The 24,769-nt window shown below is 62.8% G+C and carries 24 protein-coding genes; 20 read left to right on the top strand and 4 right to left on the bottom strand.

The annotated features are described in order from the left end of the window. Nucleotides 1-24: 24 nt before the first annotated feature. The 9 genes from AACH55_RS17135 (at nucleotide 25) to AACH55_RS17095 (ending at nucleotide 9,998) form a co-directional block, all read left to right on the top strand. On the top strand, nucleotides 25-693 hold the full coding sequence (locus AACH55_RS17135) for a phosphoribosylanthranilate isomerase (protein WP_338715867.1): 669 nt from the start codon (nucleotides 25-27) through the stop codon (nucleotides 691-693). Between the two features lie 30 nt (nucleotides 694-723). Beyond that, on the top strand, nucleotides 724-1,983 hold the full coding sequence (trpB, locus tag AACH55_RS17130) for a tryptophan synthase subunit beta (protein WP_338715866.1): 1,260 nt from the start codon (nucleotides 724-726) through the stop codon (nucleotides 1,981-1,983). A gap of 75 nt (nucleotides 1,984-2,058) precedes the next feature. Further along, the gene (gene trpA, locus AACH55_RS17125) at nucleotides 2,059-2,856 is read left to right on the top strand and encodes a tryptophan synthase subunit alpha (protein WP_338715865.1); all 798 of its coding nucleotides are present in this window, start codon (nucleotides 2,059-2,061) and stop codon (nucleotides 2,854-2,856) included. 183 nt (nucleotides 2,857-3,039) lie between these two features. After that, entirely contained in the window at nucleotides 3,040-3,909 is an 870-nt protein-coding gene (gene accD, locus AACH55_RS17120; RefSeq protein ID WP_338715864.1) for an acetyl-CoA carboxylase, carboxyltransferase subunit beta, read from the top strand. A gap of 131 nt (nucleotides 3,910-4,040) precedes the next feature. Next, the gene (folC, locus tag AACH55_RS17115) at nucleotides 4,041-5,354 is read left to right on the top strand and encodes a bifunctional tetrahydrofolate synthase/dihydrofolate synthase (RefSeq protein WP_338715863.1); all 1,314 of its coding nucleotides are present in this window, start codon (nucleotides 4,041-4,043) and stop codon (nucleotides 5,352-5,354) included. A 100-nt stretch (nucleotides 5,355-5,454) separates the two neighbouring features. After that, nucleotides 5,455-6,453 (top strand): SPOR domain-containing protein, encoded by a 999-nt coding sequence (locus AACH55_RS17110; RefSeq protein WP_338715862.1) that lies wholly within the window; start codon nucleotides 5,455-5,457, stop codon nucleotides 6,451-6,453. Between the two features lie 34 nt (nucleotides 6,454-6,487). Then, complete coding sequence (locus tag AACH55_RS17105) at nucleotides 6,488-6,988, top strand: CvpA family protein (RefSeq protein WP_338715861.1); 501 nt, start codon at nucleotides 6,488-6,490, stop codon at nucleotides 6,986-6,988. Nucleotides 6,989-7,079: 91 nt separating this feature from the next. Then, on the top strand, nucleotides 7,080-8,600 hold the full coding sequence (gene purF / locus AACH55_RS17100) for an amidophosphoribosyltransferase (protein WP_338715860.1): 1,521 nt from the start codon (nucleotides 7,080-7,082) through the stop codon (nucleotides 8,598-8,600). 156 nt (nucleotides 8,601-8,756) lie between these two features. Beyond that, the gene (locus AACH55_RS17095) at nucleotides 8,757-9,998 is read left to right on the top strand and encodes a cystathionine gamma-synthase family protein (protein ID WP_338715859.1); all 1,242 of its coding nucleotides are present in this window, start codon (nucleotides 8,757-8,759) and stop codon (nucleotides 9,996-9,998) included. 161 nt (nucleotides 9,999-10,159) lie between these two features. On the opposite strand, the gene AACH55_RS17090 is transcribed toward AACH55_RS17095, so the two are convergent. Beyond that, nucleotides 10,160-10,756 carry a TIGR00730 family Rossman fold protein gene (locus tag AACH55_RS17090; protein WP_338715858.1) on the bottom strand — a complete coding sequence of 199 codons (597 nt, stop codon included), beginning with the start codon at nucleotides 10,754-10,756 and terminating at the stop codon, nucleotides 10,160-10,162. 220 nt (nucleotides 10,757-10,976) lie between these two features. Between AACH55_RS17090 and AACH55_RS17085 the strand changes: the two genes are divergently transcribed. From AACH55_RS17085 to AACH55_RS17040, 10 genes are all read left to right on the top strand, one after another. Then, nucleotides 10,977-11,993, top strand: coding sequence for a patatin-like phospholipase family protein (locus AACH55_RS17085; RefSeq protein ID WP_338715857.1), 1,017 nt, complete (start codon nucleotides 10,977-10,979; stop codon nucleotides 11,991-11,993). Between the two features lie 84 nt (nucleotides 11,994-12,077). Next, nucleotides 12,078-12,980 (top strand): alpha/beta hydrolase, encoded by a 903-nt coding sequence (locus tag AACH55_RS17080; RefSeq protein WP_338715856.1) that lies wholly within the window; start codon nucleotides 12,078-12,080, stop codon nucleotides 12,978-12,980. Nucleotides 12,981-13,108: 128 nt separating this feature from the next. Further along, entirely contained in the window at nucleotides 13,109-13,951 is an 843-nt protein-coding gene (locus AACH55_RS17075) for a 3',5'-nucleoside bisphosphate phosphatase (RefSeq protein WP_338715855.1), read from the top strand. 82 nt (nucleotides 13,952-14,033) lie between these two features. Next, nucleotides 14,034-14,909, top strand: a complete 876-nt coding sequence (htpX, locus tag AACH55_RS17070) for a protease HtpX (RefSeq protein ID WP_338715854.1) — start codon at nucleotides 14,034-14,036, stop codon at nucleotides 14,907-14,909. Between the two features lie 93 nt (nucleotides 14,910-15,002). Then, nucleotides 15,003-15,638, top strand: coding sequence for an L-threonylcarbamoyladenylate synthase (locus tag AACH55_RS17065; protein WP_338715853.1), 636 nt, complete (start codon nucleotides 15,003-15,005; stop codon nucleotides 15,636-15,638). A gap of 89 nt (nucleotides 15,639-15,727) precedes the next feature. Continuing rightward, complete coding sequence (locus AACH55_RS17060) at nucleotides 15,728-16,387, top strand: site-2 protease family protein (protein ID WP_338715852.1); 660 nt, start codon at nucleotides 15,728-15,730, stop codon at nucleotides 16,385-16,387. A 61-nt stretch (nucleotides 16,388-16,448) separates the two neighbouring features. After that, nucleotides 16,449-17,648 carry a tryptophan--tRNA ligase gene (locus tag AACH55_RS17055; RefSeq protein WP_338715851.1) on the top strand — a complete coding sequence of 400 codons (1,200 nt, stop codon included), beginning with the start codon at nucleotides 16,449-16,451 and terminating at the stop codon, nucleotides 17,646-17,648. Nucleotides 17,649-17,820: 172 nt separating this feature from the next. Beyond that, nucleotides 17,821-18,699 (top strand): 4-hydroxy-tetrahydrodipicolinate synthase, encoded by an 879-nt coding sequence (gene dapA, locus AACH55_RS17050; protein WP_338715850.1) that lies wholly within the window; start codon nucleotides 17,821-17,823, stop codon nucleotides 18,697-18,699. A 61-nt stretch (nucleotides 18,700-18,760) separates the two neighbouring features. After that, entirely contained in the window at nucleotides 18,761-19,942 is a 1,182-nt protein-coding gene (gene bamC, locus AACH55_RS17045; RefSeq protein ID WP_338715849.1) for an outer membrane protein assembly factor BamC, read from the top strand. Nucleotides 19,943-19,960: 18 nt separating this feature from the next. Continuing rightward, nucleotides 19,961-20,746 carry an MBL fold metallo-hydrolase gene (locus tag AACH55_RS17040; RefSeq protein ID WP_338715848.1) on the top strand — a complete coding sequence of 262 codons (786 nt, stop codon included), beginning with the start codon at nucleotides 19,961-19,963 and terminating at the stop codon, nucleotides 20,744-20,746. 420 nt (nucleotides 20,747-21,166) lie between these two features. On the opposite strand, the gene AACH55_RS17035 is transcribed toward AACH55_RS17040, so the two are convergent. Both AACH55_RS17035 and AACH55_RS17030 read right to left on the bottom strand, forming a co-directional pair. After that, complete coding sequence (locus AACH55_RS17035) at nucleotides 21,167-21,430, bottom strand: hypothetical protein (RefSeq protein WP_338715847.1); 264 nt, start codon at nucleotides 21,428-21,430, stop codon at nucleotides 21,167-21,169. 320 nt (nucleotides 21,431-21,750) lie between these two features. Beyond that, nucleotides 21,751-22,881: a cupin domain-containing protein gene (locus tag AACH55_RS17030; RefSeq protein WP_338715846.1), complete on the bottom strand. Its 1,131-nt coding sequence runs from the start codon at nucleotides 22,879-22,881 to the stop codon at nucleotides 21,751-21,753. A gap of 225 nt (nucleotides 22,882-23,106) precedes the next feature. Here AACH55_RS17030 and AACH55_RS17025 point away from each other — a divergent pair, with 225 nt between their 5' ends. Next, nucleotides 23,107-23,649, top strand: a complete 543-nt coding sequence (locus AACH55_RS17025) for a peptidylprolyl isomerase (RefSeq protein ID WP_058896266.1) — start codon at nucleotides 23,107-23,109, stop codon at nucleotides 23,647-23,649. 138 nt (nucleotides 23,650-23,787) lie between these two features. Here AACH55_RS17025 and AACH55_RS17020 read toward each other — a convergent pair whose 3' ends face one another. After that, nucleotides 23,788-24,738: a hypothetical protein gene (locus AACH55_RS17020; protein WP_338715845.1), complete on the bottom strand. Its 951-nt coding sequence runs from the start codon at nucleotides 24,736-24,738 to the stop codon at nucleotides 23,788-23,790. Nucleotides 24,739-24,769 lie beyond the last annotated feature (31 nt).

The following is a 24,769-nucleotide window of genomic DNA, read 5'->3' as shown; positions in this document are numbered from 1 at the left end:
TTTTTCACCCATGAGGCAATCTCCATGAGCTTTCGTACCCGCATCAAAATTTGCGGCCTGACCCGTGAAGAAGACGTCCGTGCCACCGTGGCCGCCGGCGCCGATGCGCTGGGCCTGGTGTTCTATCCCAAGAGCCCGCGCTACGTGACGCCGCAGCGCGCCGGTGAGCTGGCGCGTGCGGTGCCGCCGTTCGTGAGCATCGTCGGCCTGTTCGTCAATCCGAGTCTGGAAGAGGTCCAGCAGGTGCTGGCGCAGGCGCCGCTGACGGTGCTGCAGTTCCACGGCGACGAAACGCCCGGGCAGTGCGCCGCCATCGCCGCCGCCGTTGTCAGACCCTTCATACGCGCGGCCAGAATAGGAAGTTCGACGCAGCCCGCGGATTTGTTAGAATACGAGCAGGCATATCGCTCTGCCAGTCCGTTATTCACCGGACTGCTGCTCGACACCCTGGTCGAGGAGTATGGCGGCAGCGGAAAGGTTTTCGATTGGTCTCTCATTCCAAAAGAACTCGCGCCTCGGGCCGTTTTGAGTGGTGGCTTGAGCGTACACAACGTCACTGAGGCGGTGGTCGGCGTTCGCCCCTACGCGGTCGACATCAGCAGTGGCGTCGAAGCCGCCAAGGGCATCAAGGATGCCGCCAGGATAGAGGCCTTCATCCAGGCCGTGCGTCTGGCGGATGCTACCGCCGCGTAGCACCCTCCCAACGAGTTTCAGAGGAACACCATGAAAGAATTGAATCCCCTCGGCAGCTTCGCCGAGCGTCAAGCCATTCCCGCCGCCGCCCTGCACCAGACGGCCCATTACAACCTGCCCGACGCCCGTGGCCACTTCGGTCCCTACGGCGGCAGTTTCGTCTCCGAGACGCTGACCCTGGCGTTGAACGAGCTGCGTGACGCCTATGCGCAATACCAGCACGATGAACAATTCCTCGCCGAATTCCATACCGAACTGAAGCATTTCGTCGGCCGCCCCAGCCCCGTGTATCACGCCAAGCGCTGGTCCGAGATCACCGGTGGCGCGCAGATCTACTTCAAGCGCGAAGACCTGAACCACACCGGTGCCCACAAGATCAACAACGTGATCGGCCAGGCGCTCTTGGCCCGCCGCATGGGCAAGAAGCGCATCATCGCCGAGACTGGCGCCGGCCAGCACGGCGTGGCCACGGCCACCATCTGCGCGCGCTTCGGCATGGAATGCATCGTCTACATGGGCAGCGAAGACGTGAAGCGCCAGCTGCAGAACGTCTATCGCATGAACCTGCTGGGCGCCAAGGTGGTGCCGGTGGAGTCCGGCTCCAAGACCCTGAAGGATGCGCTCAATGAAGCCATGCGCGATTGGGTCACCAATGTGGAGACCACCTTCTACATCATCGGCACCGTGGCTGGTCCGCACCCCTATCCGATGATGGTGCGCGACTTCCAGTCGGTGATCGGCAACGAGTGCATCCAGCAGATGCCGGAAATCGCCTCGCGCCAGCCGGACTACGTGGTGGCGGCGGTCGGTGGCGGCTCCAATGCCATGGGCATCTTCTATCCCTATATCGATTACCCGGAGGTCAAGCTGGTCGGCGTGGAAGCCGCGGGCGATGGCCTGGACACCGGCCGCCACTCGGCCTCGCTGACCCTGGGCTCGCCCGGTGTGCTGCACGGTAACCGCACCTACCTGCTGCAGGATGCCAACGGCCAGATCATCGAGACCCATTCGGTCTCGGCCGGACTGGATTATCCGGGCGTAGGCCCGGAACACGCCTGGCTGAAGGATAGCGGCCGTGCCAGCTATGCCTGCATCACCGATGACGAGGCGCTGGAGGCCTTCAACACCTGCTGCCGCATCGAAGGCATCATCCCGGCGCTGGAGTCCAGCCATGCCCTGGCCCATGCGGCCAAGCTGGCGGCCACCTTGCCCCGGGACCAGATCGTCCTGGTCAACCTGTCCGGCCGTGGGGACAAGGACATGCATACCGTGCAACAGCGCCAGGGCTGATCCCCGGCCTGTCCCGCAGGTGCCGGCTGGTCTTGAGAGCCAGCCGGCTGATTCGACAAAAAACTTCACCTCATCATGTCCAGAATCCAGACCACCTTTTCCCAACTGGCCGAGCAGAAGCGCAAGGCGCTCATTACCTTCATTACCGCCGGCGACCCGGCTCCCGAGCTGACCGTGCCGCTGCTGCACGCGCTGGTGGCCGGCGGCGTCGACATCCTCGAGCTGGGCGTGCCGTTCTCCGACCCCATGGCCGAAGGCCCGGTGATCCAGCGCGCCTGCGAGCGCGCCCTGAAATTCGGCATCAGCACCCACGACGTGCTGGGCTACGTGCGTGAATTCCGCAAGACCAACAGCCATACCCCCATCGTGCTGATGGGCTATGCCAACCCCATCGAACGCTTCGGCGTCGATGCCTTCATCGCGGCGGCCAGCGAAGCCGGCGTGGATGGCACCATCGTGGTGGACTATCCGCCCGAGGAATGTGAAGAATTCTCCCAAAAGATGCAGGCCAGGGGCATGGACCCGATCTTCCTGCTGGCCCCGACCTCCTCGGAAGAGCGTATCCGCCAGGTGGCTGCCGTCAGCAGCGGCTTCTGCTATTACGTTTCGTTGAAGGGGGTCACCGGTGCCGGCCACATCGATACGGCCGAGGTCGCCGAGCGCATCGCCGCCATCCGCCAGCATGTGAAGCTGCCCATCGCGGTGGGCTTCGGCATCCGTGATGGCGCCACCGCCCGTACTGTGGGCAGCGTGGCCGATGCGGTGGTGATCGGCAGCCGCATCATCGCCGAACTGGAAAACACCCCGCACGACAAGGCCTGCGAAGCGGTGCAAGCCTTCGTCACCGACATCCGTCAGGCGCTGGACGCCTGATCCCCGGCCGACAGGGCAGGGGAGCCGACAGCCTCCGGCACGCGCCGGGGGCTTTGTTTTTTGAGATGGCGCAAGCGGGTAGAAGGTGTTTTCTTGCCCCGTAGAAAGCATGACCGTGCTTTACGTCTGTCGCCGGTGGGCTCTGGTACAATGCGCGCCACCGGAAAAATCTATGAGGTCTCTATGAGCTGGCTTGAGAAGTTATTGCCACCCCAGATTCAACGCGGTTCCACCAGCCGCAAAGCCATCCCGGAAGGTTTGTGGGTCAAGTGCCCCTCCTGCGAAGCGGTGCTCTACCGTACCGACCTGGAATCCAATCTGCATGTCTGCCCCAAGTGCAGCCATCACATGCGCATCCGCGCCCGCGCTCGTCTCGATGCCCTGCTCGACGAAGGCGGCCGCTATGAGATCGGCCAGGAAGCCCTGCCGGTCGATACCCTGAAGTTCAAGGACAGCAAGAAGTACCCCGACCGTCTCAAGGACGCCATGGAATCCACCGGTGAAACCGACGCCATGGTGGTCATGGGCGGCGCCATCATGACCCTGCCGGTCGTGGTGGCCTGCTTCGAGTTCGAATTCATGGGCGGTTCCATGGGCTCGGTGGTCGGCGAGCGCTTCGTGCGCGGTGCCCAGGCGGCGCTGGAACAGAAGGTTCCCTTCATCTGCATCACCGCCACCGGCGGTGCGCGCATGCAGGAAGGCCTGCTGTCGCTGATGCAGATGGCCAAGACCACCGCCATGCTGACCAAGCTGTCGGAAAAGAAGCTGCCTTTCATCAGCGTGCTGACCGACCCGACCATGGGCGGCGTGTCGGCCTCGTTTGCCTTCATGGGCGACGTGGTGATGGCCGAACCCAAGGCCCTGATCGGCTTTGCCGGCCCGCGCGTGATCGAGAACACGGTGCGCGAGAAGCTGCCCGAAGGCTTCCAGCGCGCTGAATTCCTGGTCACCAAGGGCGCCATCGACATGATCGTCGACCGCCGCAAGATGCGCGAGGAAATCGCCCGTCTGCTGGCCCTGCTGCAGAATCAGGCCGCCGAAACGGTTTCCTGATTAGCCGCTATACTTCAGGCCCGGATTTGCAGAAGTGCAAATCCGGGCTTTGTCTTTTCGACATTCGCAAGCCGTAATCCGTAATCCGTAATCCGTTTTTCGAGCAGCCGCTTCACCGACCGAGACGCGCCATGACTTCCCAAGCCTCCCCGACTCCCGCCACCTTGAACGAATGGCTGGCCCTGCTGGAACAACGCCACTTCAAGCAGATCGACATGGGCCTGGACCGGGTGCTGGCCGTGAAGGAAAAGCTCGACATCCGCTTCGACTGCCCCGTCATCATGGTGGCCGGCACCAATGGCAAGGGTTCCACCTGCGCCATGCTGGAATCGATCCTGTTGCGCGCCGGTTACCGCGTGGGCCTGTACATCAAGCCGCATTTCCTGCATTTCAATGAGCGCGCCCGCCTGTCCGGCGACATGGCCAGCGACGCCCAGCTGATCGCCGCCTTCGAGGCCGTGGAAGCCCAGCGCGGCGACATCTCGCTGACCTATTTCGAATTCACCACCCTGGCCATCATGAAACTGCTGGCTGACGCCAGGCAGGATGTAGTGATCCTGGAAGTCGGCCTGGGTGGCCGTCTGGATGCGGTCAACGTGATCGATGCCGATGTGGCCATCGTCACCAGCATCGACATCGACCATACCGAATACCTGGGCGAGACCCGCGAAGAGATCGGTTTCGAGAAGGCCGGCATCTTCCGCCCCGGCAAGGTGGCCGTGTGCGGCGACCCGGTGCCGCCCAAGTCGCTCATCGCCCACGCCGAGAAGATCGGCGCCGACCTGTGGCTGATGGGCCGCGATTTCAACTACCAGGGCGACAAGCAGCAATGGGCCTACGGCGGGCGCGGCATGCGCCGCAATTCGCTGGCCTATCCCAGCCTGCGCGGCGCCAACCAGCTGCTGAATGCTTCAGCCGCGCTGGCCGCGCTCGAAGCCCTGCGCGAAGTGCTGCCGGTCGGTGCCCAGGAAGTGCGCACGGGCCTGGCCACGGTGGAGCTGCCGGGCCGCTTCCAGGTGCTGCCGGGCCAGCCGCTGGTGATTCTGGATGTGGCGCACAATCCGCATGCGGCGGCCACGCTGGCCCAGAACCTGGACAACATGGGCTTTCATCCCTACACCTATGCGGTCTTCGGTTCCATGCTGGACAAGGACATCGAAGGCGTGATCAGTCACCTCAAGGACAAGATCGACCACTGGTGCGTGACCGATCTGCCGCTGCCGCGCGCGGCCAGCGCGCAACAGCTCAAGGAAGCCCTGCTGGGGGCCGGCGTGCAGCCGGAATTCAGGCGGGACGCGGCACGCAGCATCGAAACCTTCACTTCGCCGGCAGAGGCATATGCAAATGCATTAAGCAGAGCGGGGGAGAATGATAGAATTGTGGTTTTCGGGTCCTTCCTGACCGTAGCCGGCGTGATGCAGGCGCGCCGTCCCGGTCTGCACTGATCCTGACCGCGTTGCGGAGCCGGCCGCCCTGCCCGGCGCCAGGGCCTGAGTGGCCAGGCAGGTTTTCCACGATTTCCAGTTCAATTCAAGACGACTCCGCATGGGCTTGTTCTCGTTTTTCCGTAAAAACAAGCAGGACTCTGCTTCTGACCAAGGGTCTTTCCGTTCGCGTTCCGAGGAGCAATCCGCCGTCATTCGCAGCCGCAGCAGCCGCAGTGCCGCCAATGGCAGCGCCGCCGGCCCACGTAGCAGCCGCAGCAAGGCCGGCAAGGATGCCGCCGCTGATCCGCTGTTGCCGGAAAAGAAACGCGCCCGCCGCCGCCTGATCGGGGCGGTCGCCCTGGCGCTGGCCGTGGTGATCGTATTGCCGATGATCCTCGACTCCGAGCCCAAGCCGCTCAACGACGACATCGCCATCCAGATCCCCTCCAAGGATGAGCCGGCTGCCGCCGTGGCCCAGCCGGGTGCGGCCGCTGGCAAGCAGGCTGCGCTGGACCAGAAGGAAGAAATCGTCGAACCCTCCAGCATCGCCCCCGAGCCCGCCAGTCCGCCGGCGGCCCCGGCCGAGCCGGTGACCCCGCCAGTGGCGGCGGTGGCCCCCAGGGTCGTGGAAAAACCGGCCGAAAAGCCGGTTGAGAAGTCGCCTGAAAAGCCGGTAGAGCGGCACTTAGAGAAAGCACCCGAAAAGCCCGCCCCCAAGGCCGAAGACAAGAAACCCGCCGTGGCCGAGCACAAGGAAGAAGCGAAGAAGGAAGCTGCAAAGCCCAAGGCTGCCGCCGATGACGATGCCGCGCGTGCGCTGGCGATCCTGGAAGGCAAGCCCGGCGCAACCGCAGCCCCGGCACCGGAAAAGAAGCCCGCCGCAGCCGGTGGCAGGTTCGTCATCCAGGTGGCTGCGCTGGCGACTCAGGACAAGGTGACTGAATTGCGCAACAAGCTGAGCGCCGCCGGCATCCATTCGTACACGCAAAAGATTGCAACCGAGGCAGGTGAACGCACGCGCATTCGCGTCGGCCCCTTTGCCAGCCGTGAGGAAGCCGAGCGCATGAGCGGCCGAATCAAGAAGCTGGGCCTGAATGCCACCCTTGTTCCTGCTTGAATTTGGCTACAGATAGCCGCATATTGTTGTCATCGTGACGATATTTGACTACCTGGTGCTGCTGATCCTGGTCTGCTCGGTGATCATCGGCACCCTGCGCGGACTGGTGCGCGAGGTGTTGTCGCTGGCCGGCTGGATTGTGGCGCTGGTGGTGGCCAATACCTATGGCGAGGCGCTCTCGGCGATGTTGCCGGAGGTGGTGCCGGGCGAACTGACGCGGCTGATCGTGGCCTTCATTGCGCTGTTCATCGGCACACGGCTGTTGATGGCACTGGTGGCCAAGACGCTGGGCGAGCTGGTCAAGGCGACCGGTCTGGGTTTCCTGGATCGCACGCTGGGCAGTGTCTTCGGGGTGGCGCGCGGGGTGTTGCTGGTGATCGCGGTGGCCTTGCTGTGCGGTACCACGGCCATTCCGCAGCAGGATTTCTGGAAGCAGGCGCGCTTCAGTCCCTGGGTCGAGCAGGCTGCCGAAGCGGTGCTGCCCTACCTGCCGGGCAAGCTGGCCGAGCATGTGAGTTTTTCCACCCCGGTCTGACACCAGGCTCCGTGGCGGAGTGCATCAGATCGTTTGGACCGGGTTGCAGTCGTGGTTCATTTTCGTTTTCGTTTTTCGTTAGGAGTCCACCATGTGTGGCATCGTCGGTATCGTCTCTCATAGTCCCGTCAACCAGATGCTGTATGACGCGCTGCTGCTGCTGCAGCACCGCGGCCAGGATGCGGCGGGGATCGCAACCAATCACGCCAACGGTTTCTCGATGCACAAGGCCAACGGCCTGGTGCGCGACGTCTTCCGTACCCGTAATATGCGTTCGCTGCCGGGCAACACCGGCATCGGCCAGGTGCGCTATCCCACTGCAGGCAGCTCTTCTTCGGAAGAAGAAGCGCAGCCGTTCTACGTCAATGCCCCCTTCGGCATCATCCTGGCGCACAACGGCAACCTGACCAATGCGGAACAGTTGAAGATCGAGATGTTCAAGAACGATCGCCGCCACATCAACACCGATTCCGATACCGAAGTGCTCCTGAACGTGCTGGCCCACGAGATCCAGCAGGCTACCACCGGCTACTCGCTGGACCCGGCCGCGCTCTTCAAGGCCGTGGCCATGGTGCACAAGCGCGTGCGCGGCTCCTACGCCGTGGTGGCGCAGATCGCCGGTTACGGTCTCCTGGGCTTCCGCGATCCGTACGGCATCCGTCCGATGTGCCTGGGCTTCAACGAGAGCGACAAGGGCATCGAATACATGATGGCCAGCGAATCGGTGGCCCTGGAAGGCATGGGCTTCCGCTTCCTGCGCGACGTCAATCCGGGTGAAGCGATCTTCATCGACAACGACGGCAAGCTGTACAACCAGCAATGCGCCGAGAACCCGACCCTGAACCCCTGCGCCTTCGAATACGTCTACCTGGCCCGTCCGGATTCGATCATCGATGGCGCCTCGGTCTATGCCACTCGCCTCAAGATGGGTGAGTTCCTGGCCGACAAGATCCGCAGCCAGTTCAAGCACGGCGAGATCGATGTGGTCATGCCGATCCCCGACTCCTCGCGTCCGGCCGCCATGGAACTGGCGTTGAAGCTGGGCATCGAGTACCGCGAAGGCTTCATCAAGAACCGCTACATCGGCCGCACCTTCATCATGCCGGGCCAGGCGCTGCGCAAGAAGTCGGTGCGCCAGAAGCTCAACGCCATCGGCAGCGAATTCAAGGGCAAGAACGTGTTGCTGGTGGATGACTCCATCGTGCGCGGCACTACCAGCCGTGAAATCGTGCAGATGGCCCGCGAGTCGGGTGCCAAGAATGTGATCTTCGCGTCGGCGGCACCGCCGGTGAAGTATCCCAACGTCTACGGCATCGACATGCCGACCCGTGACGAACTGATCGCCTTCGGCCGCAGCGATGAAGAAGTCTGCCGCGAGATCACCGCCGATGCCCTGGTGTATCAGGATGTGGAAGCCCTGAAGCGCGCCATCTCCGAGGCCAACCCGGCCCTCAAGCAATTCGAGGCCTCCTGCTTCGACGGTCACTACATCACCGGCGACATCACCCAGGAATACCTGGACCGCATCGAATACGCCCGCAAGAACCCCAAGCCGGCGCTGGAAGATGTGGTGCGTTCGCAGCTGAACCTGAATCTGGCACGGGTGGACTGATCCCCGCTGCCTGACCAGAGGCTGGAACAGTACGCCGGTGGCCGCATTTGCGGCACCGGCGTTTTTCATGGACCCGTCCGGCGGGAATCTGGCTTATCATTTTGCCTTTGGCCGCGCGCTGGCCATGCCTCTCACTTCTGCCTTTCCGATCACGCGATGAACGATAAAAAAACCTACGGCTTCACCACCACCATCCTCCACAGCGACCGCCAGAAGGGCATCGAGCACGGCTCCCTGCACAAGCCCATCCACACTTCCGTGACCTTCGGTTATGAAGATGCACGCCAGCTGGCCGAAGTGTTCCAGGGCAAGCAGCCGGGCTATCGCTATGGCCGCCAGGGCAACCCCACGGTGTCGGCGCTGGAAGACAAGATCACCCGGATGGAAGACGGCAAGTCCACCATCTGCTTCGCCACCGGCATGGCCGCCATCGGCGCCATCGTCCAGGGCTTGCTGCGCGAGGGCGATCATGTGGTGTCCTCGGCTTTCCTGTTCGGCAATACCAACAGCCTCTGGATGACGGTGGGCGCGCAGGGGGCCAAGGTGTCGATGGTCGATGCCACCGATGTGAAGAACGTGGAAGCGGCCATCACGCCGCAGACCCGCCTGGTCTTCGTGGAAACCATCGCCAACCCGCGCACCCAGGTGGCGGATTTGAAGCGCATCGGCGAACTGTGCCGCGAGCGTGGCATCCTCTACGTGGTGGACAACACCATGACTTCGCCTTACCTGTTCCGTCCCAGGACGGTCGGCGCCGGTCTGGTGGTCAATTCCCTGACCAAATCCATCGGCGGCCACGGCAATGCGCTGGGCGGGGCGCTCACCGATACCGGTGAATACGACTGGACCCGCTACCCGCACATCGCCGACGCCTACAAGAAGAACCCGCCTGCGCAGTGGGGCATGGCGCAGATCCGTGCCAAGGCGCTGCGCGACTTCGGCGCCACGCTGGGTCCGGAAGCGGCGCACCACATCGCCGTCGGTGCCGAGACCATGGCGCTGCGCCAGGAACGTGAATGCAAGAATGCCCTGGCGCTGGCGCAGATGCTGGAGGCCGATCCGCGCGTGGCAGCGGTGCACTATCCGGGGCTGGAGTCGCATCCGCAACATGCCTTGAGCAAGGAGCTGTTCCGTTGCTTCGGCAGCCTGATGTCCTTTGAGCTGAAGGACAGCATCGACTGCTTCGATTACCTCAACCGCCTCAATCTTGCCGTGGCCGCCAGCAATCTGGGTGACACCCGCACCCTGGTGATCCCGGTGGCCCATACCATCTTCTACGAGATGGGCGCGCAACGCCGTGCCAGCATGGGCATTGCCGAGTCGCTCATCCGCGTCTCGGTGGGGCTGGAAGATACCGACGATCTGGTGGCGGATTTCCGCCAGGCCCTGGAGGCCTGACGCCCGCTCCCCTGGCGGTTCCAGGCCGAAGTGAAGAAAAAAACACGCCCGTCGCCTCGCAAGAGGGACGGGCGTTGTCTTTGATGGAAGCGAGATGAAGGAATCTGTAAAAATTCGGGAAATCGCTTCCGCTGGAAACCGAGCCCGGGGGGGCTCAGGGCTCAGGGCACCAGGTTGGCCACCGCCTCGCGGTCGGCCCACTTGGTCTTGTAGGTCGGCTTGAAGTTCTGGAAGCGCTCGATCAGCTTGGCCGGGTCGGCTTCATGCATCATCAGCCCCGACTGGTCGGTGCTCACGAAGCGCTGCGACACCAGATGATCGACGAAGGCGATCAGGTTGTCATAGAAGCCTTCCACGTTGTACAGGCAGATCGGCTTGTAGTGGAAGCCCAGCTGCGCCCAGGTCAGCACCTCGAACAGTTCTTCCAGGGTGCCCATGCCGCCGGGCATGGCGATGAAACCATCGGCCAGCTCGGCCATCATGGCCTTGCGTTCGTGCATGTCTTTGACGATGTGCAGGCGGGTCAGGCCGTCGTGGCCCAGTTCCTTGTCCAGCAAGGCCTTGGGGATGACGCCGGTGGCTTCTCCGCCCAGCCGCATGACTTCACTGGCGATGATGCCCATCAGGCCCACATTGCCGCCGCCGTAGACCAGGGCGATGTTGTTCTTCACCATCTCCTGGGCCAGCTTGCGCGCCGCCTCGGCATAGGCCGGGGAAGCGCCGGGGGAAGAACCGCAATATACGCAAATCGATTTCATGTGTCCTCTGCTGTGTCCGTCATTCGCTCGTTACAATGTCTGGGCAGGTACGCAAGATGTTGCCTGTTGGCATACAAATGCCACTCCAACGGGCCGTCTTGCCTTCCTTTTTCTGTTATACCATGATCGTGCAGTGCAGCATAAGCTTATGTGCTGACGCGGGCGTGACAGCCATTTTGGCCGGCAGGCCCTGTCGATGCGACCGAACGAAAAGGACATCATGTCGAACAAGATCGTCAGTCTGGCCCTGCAGGGTGGGGGCTCGCATGGCGCCTTCACCTGGGGCGTGCTGGACCGCCTGCTGGAGGATGGGCGGCTGGACCTGGAAGGCATCAGCGGCGCCTCGGCCGGGGCCATGAATGCCGCCGTGATGGCGCAAGGCTACGTGCAGGATGGCCGCGATGGCGCGCGCGCGGCGCTGGAGCGGTTCTGGACGGCGCTTTCCACCGGCGCGCCGCTGGATTATCTCAATGCCGAAGGCGCGCCGGTTGTCGCCAATCCGGCGCCCATGCCGGGCATGCAGGCGCTGCTGGCGATGACGCGCTTCTTCTCGCCCACGCAATTGAATCCGCTGGATATCAACCCGCTGCGCGACATCCTGGTGGAGCAGGTGGATTTCGAACGCCTGCGCCGCCAGCGCGCGCTGAAATTGTTCATCGCCGCCACCCAGGTCAGCACCGGCACGCTGAAGATCTTCCGCAATGCCGACCTGTCGGTGGAGGTGCTGCTGGCTTCGGCCTGCCTGCCTTCGCTGCACCGGCCCATCGAAATCGATGGCGAAGCCTACTGGGATGGCGGGCTCACGGCCAATCCGCCGATATTCCCGCTGCTGCACGCCTGCGCCGCGCGCGATGTGATGGTGGTGCTGCTGCATCCCAGCCGCCGTGCCGGTACGCCCACCACGAGCCACGACATCGGCCAGCGACTCTCGGAAATCAGTTTCAGTTCGGCCTTCTTCACCGAGCTGAGCGGGCTGGCCCTGGCCAAGCGCGAGGCCGAGAATTCGACGCTGGCCTTCGGTTCGCTGGAGCGGCGGCTGCGCCAGCTCAATGTGCACATGATCGATGCCAATGAACTGATGGAGCAGCTGACCAATCTCTCCAAGCTCAATACCCAGGCCAGTTTCATCGGCAGCCTGTTCCAGCAGGGCCGCGAACGCGCCTCGGAATGGCTGGAGCAGAACTTCGCCCAGATCGGCCATACCTCCACCTTCGACCTTGGGCGCTTCCTGCCCTGAAACCCCGGCTTCGCGCACGATCGTTCTCTTTTGTCTATACTTGGCTGTTAGATTCTTCACAGCAGATACAACAACGACAACGACATGCGCTCAATCATCGCCAAGAAAACTTCCCGCTCCGAATTCCTCGACGTGCGCGGCCTGCGCTATCACGTACGCCACTGGGGCGACCCGCAGGCGCCCAAGATCTTCATGATGCATGGCTGGATGGATATGTCGGCGTCCTTCCAGTTCATGGTCGATGCCATGCAAGGGGAATGGCACGTCATCGCTCCGGACTGGCGCGGTTTCGGGCTGACCCAGCGCAGCCCGGCGCAGTCCTACTGGTTCCCCGACTATCTGGCCGATCTCGATGCCATCCTCGACCACTATGCCGGTGACGAGGCCATCAACCTGCTGGGTCACAGTATGGGCGGCAATGCCGTGACGCTCTATGCCGGCGTGCGTCCCCAGCGCATCCAGCGCCTCATCAACCTGGAAGGCATCGGCCTGCCCACGGCCAAGGCGGAGCAGGCGCCGGGACGCTTCACGCAATGGCTGGACGAGATGAAGAATCGTCCCGTGCTGCGCGGCTATGCGACGCTGGACGAAGTAGCGGCGCGGCTGCAGAAGAACAATGCGCGCCTGTCGGACGAGCGCGCCGGTTTCCTGGCCCGGCACTGGGCGCAGCAGGATGAGAGCGGCCTGTGGCAGATTCTGGGCGACCCGGCGCACAAGCAGGTCAGTCCCATCCTGTACCGGGTCGACGAGATGATGGCCTGCTGGAGCCGCATCACCGCGCCGGTGCTGTGGATCGAAGCCATCGACAGCGACATCTGGCGCTTCTTCGGTCCGGCCTCGCTCAAACGTGAAGAAATCGACCGCCGTATCGCCTGCATTCCCAACACGCAGGTGGAAATGATCGCCGACGCCGGCCACATGCTGCACCACGACCAGCCCGAACGGCTGGCGCAGCTGATCGAGGCCTTCCTGCAGCAGCCGGCCTGAAGTGGCCCGCGCCGTGCGGGAGTGGCGCCAAGCGCGTAAAATGGACGCATTCCAATCCCTCAAGCATGGCCTGACCGGCGGCAGCCACAAGCGATCTGCCCGGTGAGTTGCTGTCATTGCGCATTTTTATGTCTGAACTCAAGTTCGATCTGCATTGCCACTCCAACGTCTCCGACGGCCTGTTGTCGCCGGAAGAGGTGGCCGCGCGCGCCAGGGCTAACGGCGTGGGCGTATGGGCGCTGACCGATCACGATGAAGTCGGTGGCGTGGCCCGCGCGCGTGCGGCGGCCCGTGCGCTGGGCATGGAGCATGTGGCGGGGGTGGAGATTTCGGTCACCTGGGCCGGGCATACGGTGCACATCGTGGGTTTGCGCATCGACGAGAACGACCAGACCCTGATCGACGGCCTGGCCGCTACCCGCAACGGCCGCGAGCGCCGCGCCCGCGAGATTGCCGAGGCGCTGGAGCGGCACGGCATCTGCGGCGCCTACGAGGGCGCGTTGAAGCACGTGGGCAACCCCGACCTGATCTCGCGCACGCACTTTGCGCGCTATCTCGTCGAATGCGGCACCTGCTGCGATACCAAGGAAGTCTTCGCCAACTACCTCACCGAAGGCAAGCCCGGCTACGTGCCGCACCGCTGGGCCACGCTGGAAGAGTCGGTGCGCTGGATCCGCGGGGCCGGCGGGGTGGCGGTGATCGCCCATCCGGGCCGCTACAAGTACACGCCGACCCAGTTCGGCGCGCTCTTCGATGAGTTCAAGCAGCTGGGCGGAGTGGCCATCGAAGTCAATACCGGCAGCCATACGCCGGAGCAGTACCAGGAATATGCCCAGGTGGCCCGCCGCTATGGTTTCCTGGCATCGATGGGCTCGGACTTCCACGGTCCGGGCGAGTCGCGCATGGACCTGGGCGCGTTGCCGCCGCTGCCCTCCGGGGTCAAGCCGGTGTGGCACGACTGGGGGCTGTAAGGGGCAGCCCCGGGCTTGAGGCTCTTGAATTCAGCAGGCCGGTTCCTATCTAATGACCACTTTTCCGATAGGAGTTTTCCCCATGAAACGCATCCTGCTGTTTATCGCCACCAACATCGCCGTGCTGGTGGTGATGAGCGTCATCCTGTCGCTCCTGGGTGTGGACCGCTTCCTCACCCGCGCCGGCCTGAATCTGCCGATGCTGCTGGTGTTCTCGCTGGTGGTCGGTTTCACGGGATCGATCATCTCCTTGCTGATGAGCAAGAGCATGGCCAAGTGGTCCACCGGCGCGCGCGTGATCGAGACCCCCATGAACGGCACCGAAGCCTGGCTGCTGCAGACCGTGGGCAAGCTGGCCCAGCGCGCCGGCATCGGCATGCCCGAAGTGGCGGTCTATGACGGCGAACCCAATGCCTTCGCTACGGGCGCGTTCCGGGATTCGGCCCTGGTGGCGGTGTCCACCGGGCTGTTGCAGGGCATGACGCAGGAAGAAGTGGAAGCCGTACTCGGCCACGAGGTGGCGCACATCGCCAATGGCGACATGGTGACCATGACATTGATCCAGGGCGTGGTGAATACCTTCGTGGTGTTCCTGTCGCGGGTGGTGGGCTATTTCGTCGATTCGGCCTTGCGCCGCAACAACGATGAGTCCGGTCCCGGCATCGGATACATGGTGACGGTGATGGTGTGCCAGATCGTCTTCGGTATCGGCGCCTCGATGATCGTGGCCTGGTTCTCGCGCCATCGCGAGTTCCGTGCCGATGCCGGCGCGGCGCGCCTGTTGGGCACGCCTCAGCCGATGATCAATGCCCTGGCGCGGCTGGGCGGATTTTCGCCGGAAGGCCTGCCGCAGAACATGGCGGCCCTGGGCATCAGCGACAAGCCCGGCATGATGGAACTGTTCTCGACGCACCCACCGCTGGAACAGCGCATCGCGGCCCTGCGTGGCCAGCGCTAAGCCCGGCGGGCAGCGACAACGGCGGTGGCGACACCGCCGTTGTGCTTTTTACGATTTGGAATTGGAATTGGATTTGGAAACGGAAACCGCATCATGAGCCAGTTTTTCGAGATTCACCCCGACAACCCGCAACTGCGCCTGATCAAGCAAGCCGCGCAGATCATCCACAAGGGCGGCCTGGTGGCCCTGCCCACCGACTCCTGTTACGCGCTGGTCTGCCAGCTGGACAACAAGGAGGCGGTCGAGCGCGTGCGCCGCATCCGTGGCGTCGATGAAAAGCACCACCTGACGCTGCTGTGCCGCGACCTCTCCGAGATCGCCCAGTATGCCAAGGTCGACAACCGCCAGTACCGGCTGCTCAAGGCCGCCACGCCCGGTGCCTATACCTTCATCCTGGAAGCCACCAAGGAAGTGCCGCGCCGGCTCTCGCACCCCTCGCGCAAGACCATCGGCCTGCGCGTGCCGGAGAATCGCATCGCCCACATGCTGCTCGAAGAACTGGGCCAGCCGCTGCTGGGCACGACCCTGATCCTGCCGGATGAAGAACTGCCGCTGACTAGCGCCGACGACATTCGCAGCCATCTGGAAAAACAGATCGAGCTGGTCATCGACAGCGGCGCCTGCAGCCTGGAACCGACCACCGTGATCGACCTCACCGACGACAATGAACCGGTGCTGGTGCGCCAGGGCAGGGGGGATGCAAGTCTGTTCGGTTTGCAGGCCGCCTGAGTGAAATTGATGCAACCAGGCCCGATCAGACGCTCAGGCCCGGTCCGATTCCGGGGCAGTGTATTGTCCCTCTGCTAAAATCCCTGCCCATGAACGAACTTATCCAGACTGTCGCGGTATACGCGCTGCCCGTGCTCTTCGCCATTACCCTGCACGAGGCGGCCCACGCCTATGCGGCCAAGTTTTTCGGAGATACCACGGCCTATTCGATGGGGCGCATGAGCCTCAACCCGGTCAAGCACATCGATCCCTTCGGCACCATCCTCATCCCCATCCTGCTGTACTTCGCCACCGGCGGCAATTTTCTGTTCGGCTACGCCAAGCCGGTGCCGATCAATTTCGGCCAGCTGCGCAAGCCCAAGCGCGACATGGCCTGGGTCGCGCTGGCCGGTCCGGCTGCCAATTTCTTCATGGCACTGCTGTGGACGCTGGCCATCTATGCGCTGGTGTTGGGCGGGGTACAAGAAGAATTCTTCATGCTCATGGCCAAGGCCGGGGTGCTGACCAATCTGGTGATGTTCGCCTTCAACCTGTTCCCGATCCCGCCGCTGGACGGCGGACGCATCCTGACCAGCCTGTTGCCGCACAAAGCTGCGTATAAATTCGCCCGGATCGAGCCCTATGGCTTCTTCATCGTCATGGCGCTGGTGCTGCTCAAGGTCATCTACACCTGGTGGATGGCGCCGGTGATGTATGTGGCCAGCAAGTTGCTGCAGTTGATTACCTTGCCCATTACCCTGCTGTTCTGATCGTTCATATCGTTGCTATCGTCCATGTTGAACCGCCAACCGCCAACCATCGCCCAACGCCATGTATCCTGATCGCGTCGTCTCCGGCATGCGCCCCACGGGCGCGCTGCACCTGGGCCACTATCACGGTGCCCTGAAGAACTGGGTCAAGCTGCAGTCCGAATTGCCCTGCCTGTTCTTCGTGGCTGACTGGCATGCACTGACCACCCATTACGACGATCCGTCCGTGATCGAGACCAGCACCTGGGAAATGGTGGTCGACTGGCTCGCCGCCGGGGTCGATCCTGCCCAGGCGACGCTGTTCATCCAGTCGCGCGTGCCCGAGCATGCCGAACTGCATCTGCTGCTGTCCATGGCCACGCCGCTGGGCTGGTTGGAACGCGTGCCGACCTACAAGGACCAGCAGGAAAAGCTGGCCGACCGCGACCTGGCCACCTATGGCTTCCTCGGCTATCCGCTGCTGCAGGCGGCCGACGTGCTGATCTACCGCGCCAGCCAGGTGCCGGTGGGTGAAGACCAGGTGCCGCACATCGAGATCATGCGCGAGATCGCGCGCCGCTTTAATCACCTCTACGGCAAGGAAAAAGGCTTCGAAGAGAAGGCCCTGGCCGCCACCAAGAAGCTGGGCAGCAAGCGCGCCAAGCTGTACCTGGAACTGCGCACCCAATTCCAGGAAAAGGGCGATGATGAAGCGTTGGAACAGGCCAAGGCCATGCTGGACGATGCCCAGAACCTGTCGATGATCGACCGTGAACGTCTGTTCGGCTATCTCGAAGGCAGCCGCAAGTTGATCCTCACCGAGCCGCAGGCCATGTTGACCGAGGCCTCGCGCCTGCCGGGGCTGGATGGCGCCAAGATGTCCAAGAGCTACGGCAATGCCATCGCCCTGCGCGAGGACGCGGCCTCGGTCACCAAGAAGGTCAAGACCATGCCGACCGACCCGCAGCGCGTGCGCCGCAGCGATCCGGGCGATCCGGACAAATGCCCGGTCTGGCAGTTCCACCAGGTGTATTCGAACGCGGAAGTGAAGGATTGGGCCGCCAAGGGCTGCCGTTCGGCCGGGATCGGCTGCCTGGAGTGCAAGCAGCCGGTGATCGATGCCATCCTGCAGGAGCAGCAGCCGATGCTGGAGCGGGCCCAGCCGTACCTGGACGATCCCTCGCTGGTGCGGGCCATCGTCGCCGATGGCTGCGACAAGGCCCGCAAGCTGGCCCAGGACACCATGCGCGACGTGCGCGAGGCCATGGGGCTGGGATATTGATCCATGGCAAGCGGCGACGAGGCGCTCGCCATGTGCTTGCATGGCCCGCGGGGGCGGGTTCGCAGGCTTTTTTACGTCCGCTTTCAACTGTAGCAGCCGCAAATTGACCTGATGAGGCGTCTATCCGCTACAATCAGGCCTTTATTTTGACCATCACTAAAGCACGCACACCATGATCAAGGGTAGCATTGTTGCAATCGTCACTCCCATGCATCCGGACGGCAGCCTCGACTACGATGGCCTGCGCAAGCTGATCGACTGGCATATCGCCGAGGGAACTGACAGCATCGTCATCGTCGGCACCACCGGCGAATCGCCCACCGTCTCGATGGAAGAGCACTGCGAACTGATCAAGGTCGCGGTCGAGCATACGGCCAAACGCATTCCCATCATCGCTGGCACCGGCGGCAATTCCACTTCCGAAGCCATCGAACTGACCGCCTTCGCCAAGAAGGTCGGCGCCGACGCCTCCCTGCAAGTGGTGCCTTACTACAACCGCCCGACCCAGGAAGGCATGTATCTGCACTTCAAGACCATCGCCGAGGCGGTGGATCTGCCGGTGATCCTGTACAACGTCCCCGGCCGCACCGTGGCCGACATGAGCAACGAGACCATCCTGCGCCTGGCCCAGGTCAAGGGCATCGTGGGCGTCAAGGACGCCACCGGCAATATTGCCCGTGGCACCGACCTGATCCGCCTGGCCCCCAAGAGCTTCGCGGTCTATTCGGGTGACGACGCCACGGCGATTGCGCTGATGTTCTACGGCGGCGCCGGTAACATCTCGGTGACTGCCAACGTCGCCCCGCGCGCCATGCACGAGCTGTGCGTGGCCGCCATGAGCGGCAACATCGCCCGTGCCGTGGAACTGAACAACCAGTTGCTGCCGCTGCACAACAAGCTCTTCGTCGAGCCCAACCCGGTACCGGTCAAGTGGGCCATGCAGGAGATGGGCCTGATCCCGTCGGGCATGCGTCTGCCGCTGGCACCGCTGGGCGCGGCGTACCACGACACCGTGCGCGCGGCCCTGCGCGAGTCCGGTGTCTTAAACTGATCGGCTTGGCCGCTTTGGCGCAGGTCTCCTGAAATCCGATTCCGCTTTCAATAGTAACGATATGACTAATAGCAAGAACGTTCGTCCGGTCTCCCGCTCCGCGTACACACTTACCCAACGCAGCATCGTCGTCGCACTGGCGCTGGCCGGACTGGCAGGATGCTCGTCCGTCGGCAGCTTGCTCGAAGGCGACCGTATCGATTACAAGAGCGCTGAAAAGGCCCGTGGCCCGCGTCTGGAAGTGCCGCCCGACCTGACTCAGCTGCAGCGCGACAACCGCTACGCCATTCCCGAAGCCAACAAGGGCGTGGCCACCGCTTCCGGCTATCAGCTGGAGCAGCAGACCAAGCCGACCGCCGAGGTGAGCACCGTGGCACCCGCCAAGCAGGGTGATGCGGTGCGTATCGAGCGCGATGGCTCGCAGCGCTGGCTGGTGGTCAAGCAGACCCCGGAACAACTGTGGCCGCAGATCAAGGACTTCTGGCAGGACAACGGTTTCCTCATCAACATCGAGTCGCCTGATACCGGCGTGATGGAAACCGACTGGGCCGAAAACCGCGCCAAGATCCCGCAGGACTTCGTCCGCAATACCCTGGGCAAGGTGTTTGATTCGCTGTATTCCACCGGTGAGCGCGACAAGTTCCGTACCCGCCTGGAGCGCGGCCCCAACGGCACCACCGAGATCTTCATCAGCCATCGCGGCGCCGAAGAAGTGCTGACCGGTTCGGCCAAGGAAACCTCGGTGTGGACCGCGCGTCCCTCCGATCCGGGCCTGGAGGCCGAATTCCTGTCGCGTCTGATGGTGCGCCTGGGTGCCGAAGAAACCAAGGCCAAGGCTGCCGTGGCCAATGCACCGTCGCTGCAGGCCCGTTCGCGCCTGCAGAAGACCGCCACCGGCACCAGTGTGCAAGTGGATGAAGGCTTCGACCGCGCATGGCGCCGTGTCGGCCTGGCGCTGGATCGCGTGGGCTTCACCGTGGAAGACCGCGACCGCAGCCAGGGCATCTACTACGTGCGCTACGTGGACCAGGACCAGGATGCCAAGGACAAGAAGGATGACGGTTTCTTCTCGCGCATCTTCAGCTCCAAGGACAAGGACAAGAAGGCCGCCAAGTACCGCATCGTGGTCAAGGGCGCCGGTTCCGACAGCAGCAACATCGTGGTCCAGAACGGCGAGGGTGGTCCGGATACCTCGGGTATCTCCGACAAGATCCTCGGTCTGCTCAACGACCAGCTGAAGTAAGCAGGACCCGGGGCTCAGATGAAGTTCGCGAGCCTCGGCAGCGGCAGCGAAGGCAATGCGCTGCTGATCTCGGCCGCAGCCGGCGACCAGCGTCCCTCATCGGGGACCACGGTCATGCTGGACTGCGGCTTTACTTTGCGCGAGGCCGAAAAGCGCATGCTGCGTCTCGGTCTCGATCCCTCCGACGTGTCGGCCATCGTGGTCACGCACGAGCATTCGGATCACGTCAGCGGCGTCTTCAAGTTTGCACGGCGCTATCGCATCCCGGTCTGGCTCAGCTACGGCACCTGGCAGGCGGTGGCCGAACAGGCCGCTGACGTTGACGTGCGTTTCTGCGCCGATGGTCAGAAGATCGCCATCGGTGATCTTGAACTCTCTCCCTATACCGTTCCGCACGACGCCCGCGAGCCCATCCAGTATGTGGCCGGCGATGGCGACCGCCGTCTTGGCGTGCTCACCGATGCCGGACAGCCGACCGCCCATCTGGTGCAGTCCCTCGGTGCCTGCGATGCGCTGCTGCTGGAATGCAATCACGACCGCGAGATGCTGGACCGCTCGCCCTATCCCGCCTTCCTCAAGCGCCGCATCGGCGGCGATTACGGCCACCTGGCCAATGACGCCAGCGCCGAGATCCTGCGCCTGCTTGACAAGAGCCGCCTCAAACGCGTCATCGGCGCCCATCTCAGTCAACAGAACAACACCCCCGAACTCGCGCGTGCCGCCATCGAAAGCGTGCTGGGAAGCACCTTTGGTGATATCGGCATCGCTTGCCAGGAGGAAGGTTTTTCCTGGCTGGAAGTGTGATCGCCAAATGCGAGTGGTCAGCGCTTTGTCAGGCTCGTTCAGGCGCATTAGCAGTAGCGTGCGTTGCGTCAGAAACAATTTGTTTCTCTTTTTATTCAGCTTGCATGACCGTGTTTTCCGATGCCGGCAGGCATAGGTGGTACTCGCTGGCGATATTGTGTCTTCGATAATGAATACGGCCTTTGGTGGCCTGTCAGGCCGCTGTCAGTAGGGGAGTAGGGGCACGACGAGGAAGACTTGCCTTGATGCGTTTCTGGCGCGTCCTGATGCATTTACGCCAGATCAAAAAGCCAGGTGAGGATGGAAAGTCGTGATGCGGGTGCGGGCACGCGGCGACATGAAGGAAAAGGTCACGGCAAAGAAAATGCGGGCGAAAAAAAACCGGTCTTGCGACCGGTTTTTTCGAAAATAATCCGAAGATTACTTGGCCGGAGCTTCAGCCGGCTTTGCATCAGCGGCCGGAGCAGCGTCAGCAGGCTTTGCGTCAGCAGCCGGAGCGGCGTCAGCCGGCTTGGCAGCGTCAGCAGCCGGAGCGGCGTCAGCCGGCTTTGCATCAGCAGCCGGAGCAGCAGCGGCCGGAGCTTCAGCAGCAGGAGCAGCTGCGGGTGCCGGAGCTTCTTCCTTCTTGCCGCAAGCAGCCAGAGCAACAGCCAACAACGAAGCGATCAACAGAGTCTTTTTCATGAATATTCCTTCAATATTTAAAAATTGTGCGATGAATAATTACCGGTAATTATCGCTCTACTGGGAGGCTTTCGCCGCGGGGTAAGACCTCACGGTCGGGCTTCGGTTCTTGCTTCTTTTTGCTGCCGAAACAACGCCTGACAACGAAAACTTTCCAGCCCATCATTATAGCTATTTTTTCCCGAAATCGCACCGCCGCAACGCCGATTCGTAAGAATTTGTAAGAACTTACATCAATGACACTATGGCCGGAATGCCTTGACGGAAGCGACTTCCCGAGACTTTCTCAAGTAATTTCGAGCATCCTCAGCCATAATTTTTCACTGATCGCGAACAATCTCGAGCCAGCCACTTTCATGCCATTGATGCAAGGCTTCCAGCAGATCCTCGGAGGCCTGGTCGAAGTCGGATTTCTCCAGTACACGCGAGTCGGCCAGCCGGGCCAGGATCGCCTTGTCCGTGCGTCCGACCTGGAAGGATTCACCATTGATGAAAACGTGCGAGCCGCGGTACAGCATGCGCGTCTTGCGATGCAATGCCAGACCTCGCTTCTTGGCGCTCTGGAAAAAGCGAGCAAAGGACATTTCCTGCGGCCCTGCCTGGAAGAACACGCTGGGTTTGGGCTCCGACAGATGCTGGCCGAGGAAGATGGTGATGTCGTCATCGGTGAAGCGGATCTTGTTGAGCTCGTCGCGGATGCGCGCCACCATGTCCAGCGGCAATTCGGCGGGCCTGGTCGTGGCCTTCAGGTCGGGATCTTCATAGCGGCCGGGCAGGTCGATGGTATCCATCATGAATTCCAGGAAGGATTCCCCCAGTTCCTGGTAGGCCGGCGAGCGGAAACCGATCGAATAGGTCATGCATTCGCCGATGGCCACACCGTCATGCGCATACTGCGGCGGCAGGTAGAGCATGTCGCCCGGTTCCAGCACGAATTCCTGCTCGGCCTCGAAGTGGCTGAGGATCTTCAGCGGTACGCCTTCTTCCAGCGTCAGGTCATCCTGGGCGCTGATGCGCCAGCGGCGCTGGCCGTGCGCCTGCAGCAGGAAGACGTCGTAGGAATCGAAGTGCGGACCGACGCCGCCGCCATCGGTGGCATAGCTGATCATCAGGTCGTCCAGGCGCGCATCGGGCACGAAGCGGAACTGGCGCAGCAGGGCGTCGGCGGCCGGATGGTGCAGGTTCACGCCCTGCACCAGCAGGGTCCAGGCCTTTTGCTTCAAGGGCGGCAACTTGCTGAAGGGGCCGTGTTCCATGTCCCAGCCGCCGGGGCGATGGGTGATGAGGCGCGATTCGACGTCTTCCAGGCGGGCCAGTTCGAACAGCTCCTGGCGCGGCAGCGGCGCGGTGAAACCGGGGATGGCGTTGCGGATGAGGAGGGGCTTCTTATGCCAGTAGTCACGCAGGAATTGGGCGGGCGTGATGCCGCCGAGCAGATCGAGTTTTTTCATGGTCGCCATTATAGGCGGGCTGGCGCGGCAGCAAGCCATTGGCGGCGATCAAGTTTGATGCAGGTATAATCGCGCAGTCGAGAAACCGTTTTTGAAAGCGTCCTTGCCTCGCGGGAATGGCAAGGGGATGGTTCTTAGGCCCCAACCCGGGTGGCAGGCGTCCCGCGCGACCGCTCCGCAGCGTCTGCCGCTCCCGCACCACTATCGATACAAAGGACCCTTACGATGAAGATCGCGAAGAATACCGTCGTTTCCGTCAACTACAAGCTGTCGGATGCCCAGAACAACCTGATCGAGCAAAGCAGCGAGCCGATGGTCTACCTGCACGGCGGCTACCACAACACCCTGCCCAAGATCGAAGAAGCGCTGGACGGCAAGGAAACCGGCTACAGCACCACCATCCAGGTCGAGCCGGAAGATGCCTTCGGCGAATACGATTCCGAGCTGGTCAAGATCGAGCCGGTCGAGCGCCTGCCGCAACCGCTGGAAGTGGGCATGCAGTTCGAAGGTTCGCCCGACGATGACAGCGAAGAGTCGGTCATCTTCACCGTCACCGAAGTGGCGGACGGCAAGGCCGTGCTCGATGGCAACCACCCGCTGGCCGGCATCGCGCTGCGCTTTGAACTGGCCGTTACCGAAGTGCGCGCCGCCTCCGAAGAAGAAGTGGCCCACGGTCACGTCCACGGTGCCCACGGCCACCACCATCATCACGATGATGAAGATGAAGGCGAAGCCGGCGACCACTTCCGCAGCCAGCCGCTGAACTGATCGCACCCCGCCGCTGGAAAATCCTGAAAATCGGGAAATTCCTTCCGGCGACGTCAAAAAAAACGCCCGCAGATGCGCTCTGCGGGCGTTTTTGTTCATATACACGGAAAAAGGCCCTCAACCAGCCTGTCGGCTGGCCTAACGCCGCTCTCCATCCGCATCGGCCACCGCAAACAGCTGCGGCAGATGGTCATCCACGACGATCTTGAGCCAGCGCTCGCCGACGCCGACATTGCCGAGGTTTGCGCCGGTCCAGAGGATGTGGGCGGGCGTCTTGTTCTTGCCGCCCTGGCCGTGCACCACCAGCACGCGTCCGGGGAATTTGGCGGCCAGCTCGGTGAAGAGCTTGCGCGTCTCCGCAAAGCCGTCGCGCTGGGTGCGGAAGAAGGAATGCCGGGGCGGCGGACCGAAGGGATTGCCATCGCTGAAGAAGACGATGGCCGCGCTCTTCTTCAGCGCGGCGAAGGCGAACAGGTGCTGCAGCCAGTTGCGGTTGGCGATGAGGCGGTCCTCGAACTCGTTGTTGCGTCCACCGTCGAGCAGGAAGTGATTGTTGGCCGCCGGCAGGTTGACGGTGGCAAAGAGCAGGTTGCCCACTTCCCAGCGGGTGTTCTCGGCATAGCTGCGGAATTTGGGGGTGAGTGACTGGCGCAGCATCGGCAGCCTGCTCGCCCCCAGCGAAAATTCACCGGCATAGAAGATCTCACGCATGCGGGCCAGGCGTTCGATGGCGTCGGAGCGGTTTTCGCGGTCGCGGCAGGTGATCCAGTCGCTGCCGGCCAGCGAGACGAAGATGCCGTTCTGCGCCTGTGCGAGCAGGTCACGCCGTTCGGCATAGAGGGCGTCGTCGCAGCTTTCAGAAGGCGACTTGATGCCGTTGACCACCACGAAGGCAAGGTTGTCGGCATCGGTCTCGGCCAGCGCCTGGCGCAGCGCCTCGTCGCCCTTGACACCGGCGGCGGCGTGGTTGATCACGCCAAACGAGAAATCCTGCGCACCGGCCCAGGCCGTACCGGTACCGGCGGCCAACAGGGCTGCTGCGGTGAGGCAGGTACACAGCAGGATGCGTCGGATCGGCAGGATCGGCATGCAGTCTCTCTGCGGGTCAAAGGGGGCCAAA

This window comes from Herbaspirillum sp. DW155 (genome assembly GCF_037076565.1).
Taxonomy (GTDB): Bacteria; Pseudomonadota; Gammaproteobacteria; order Burkholderiales; family Burkholderiaceae_D; genus Herbaspirillum.
The sequence above is the reverse complement of the archived record's forward strand: the minus strand, read 5'-3'. Positions and strand labels throughout refer to the sequence as shown.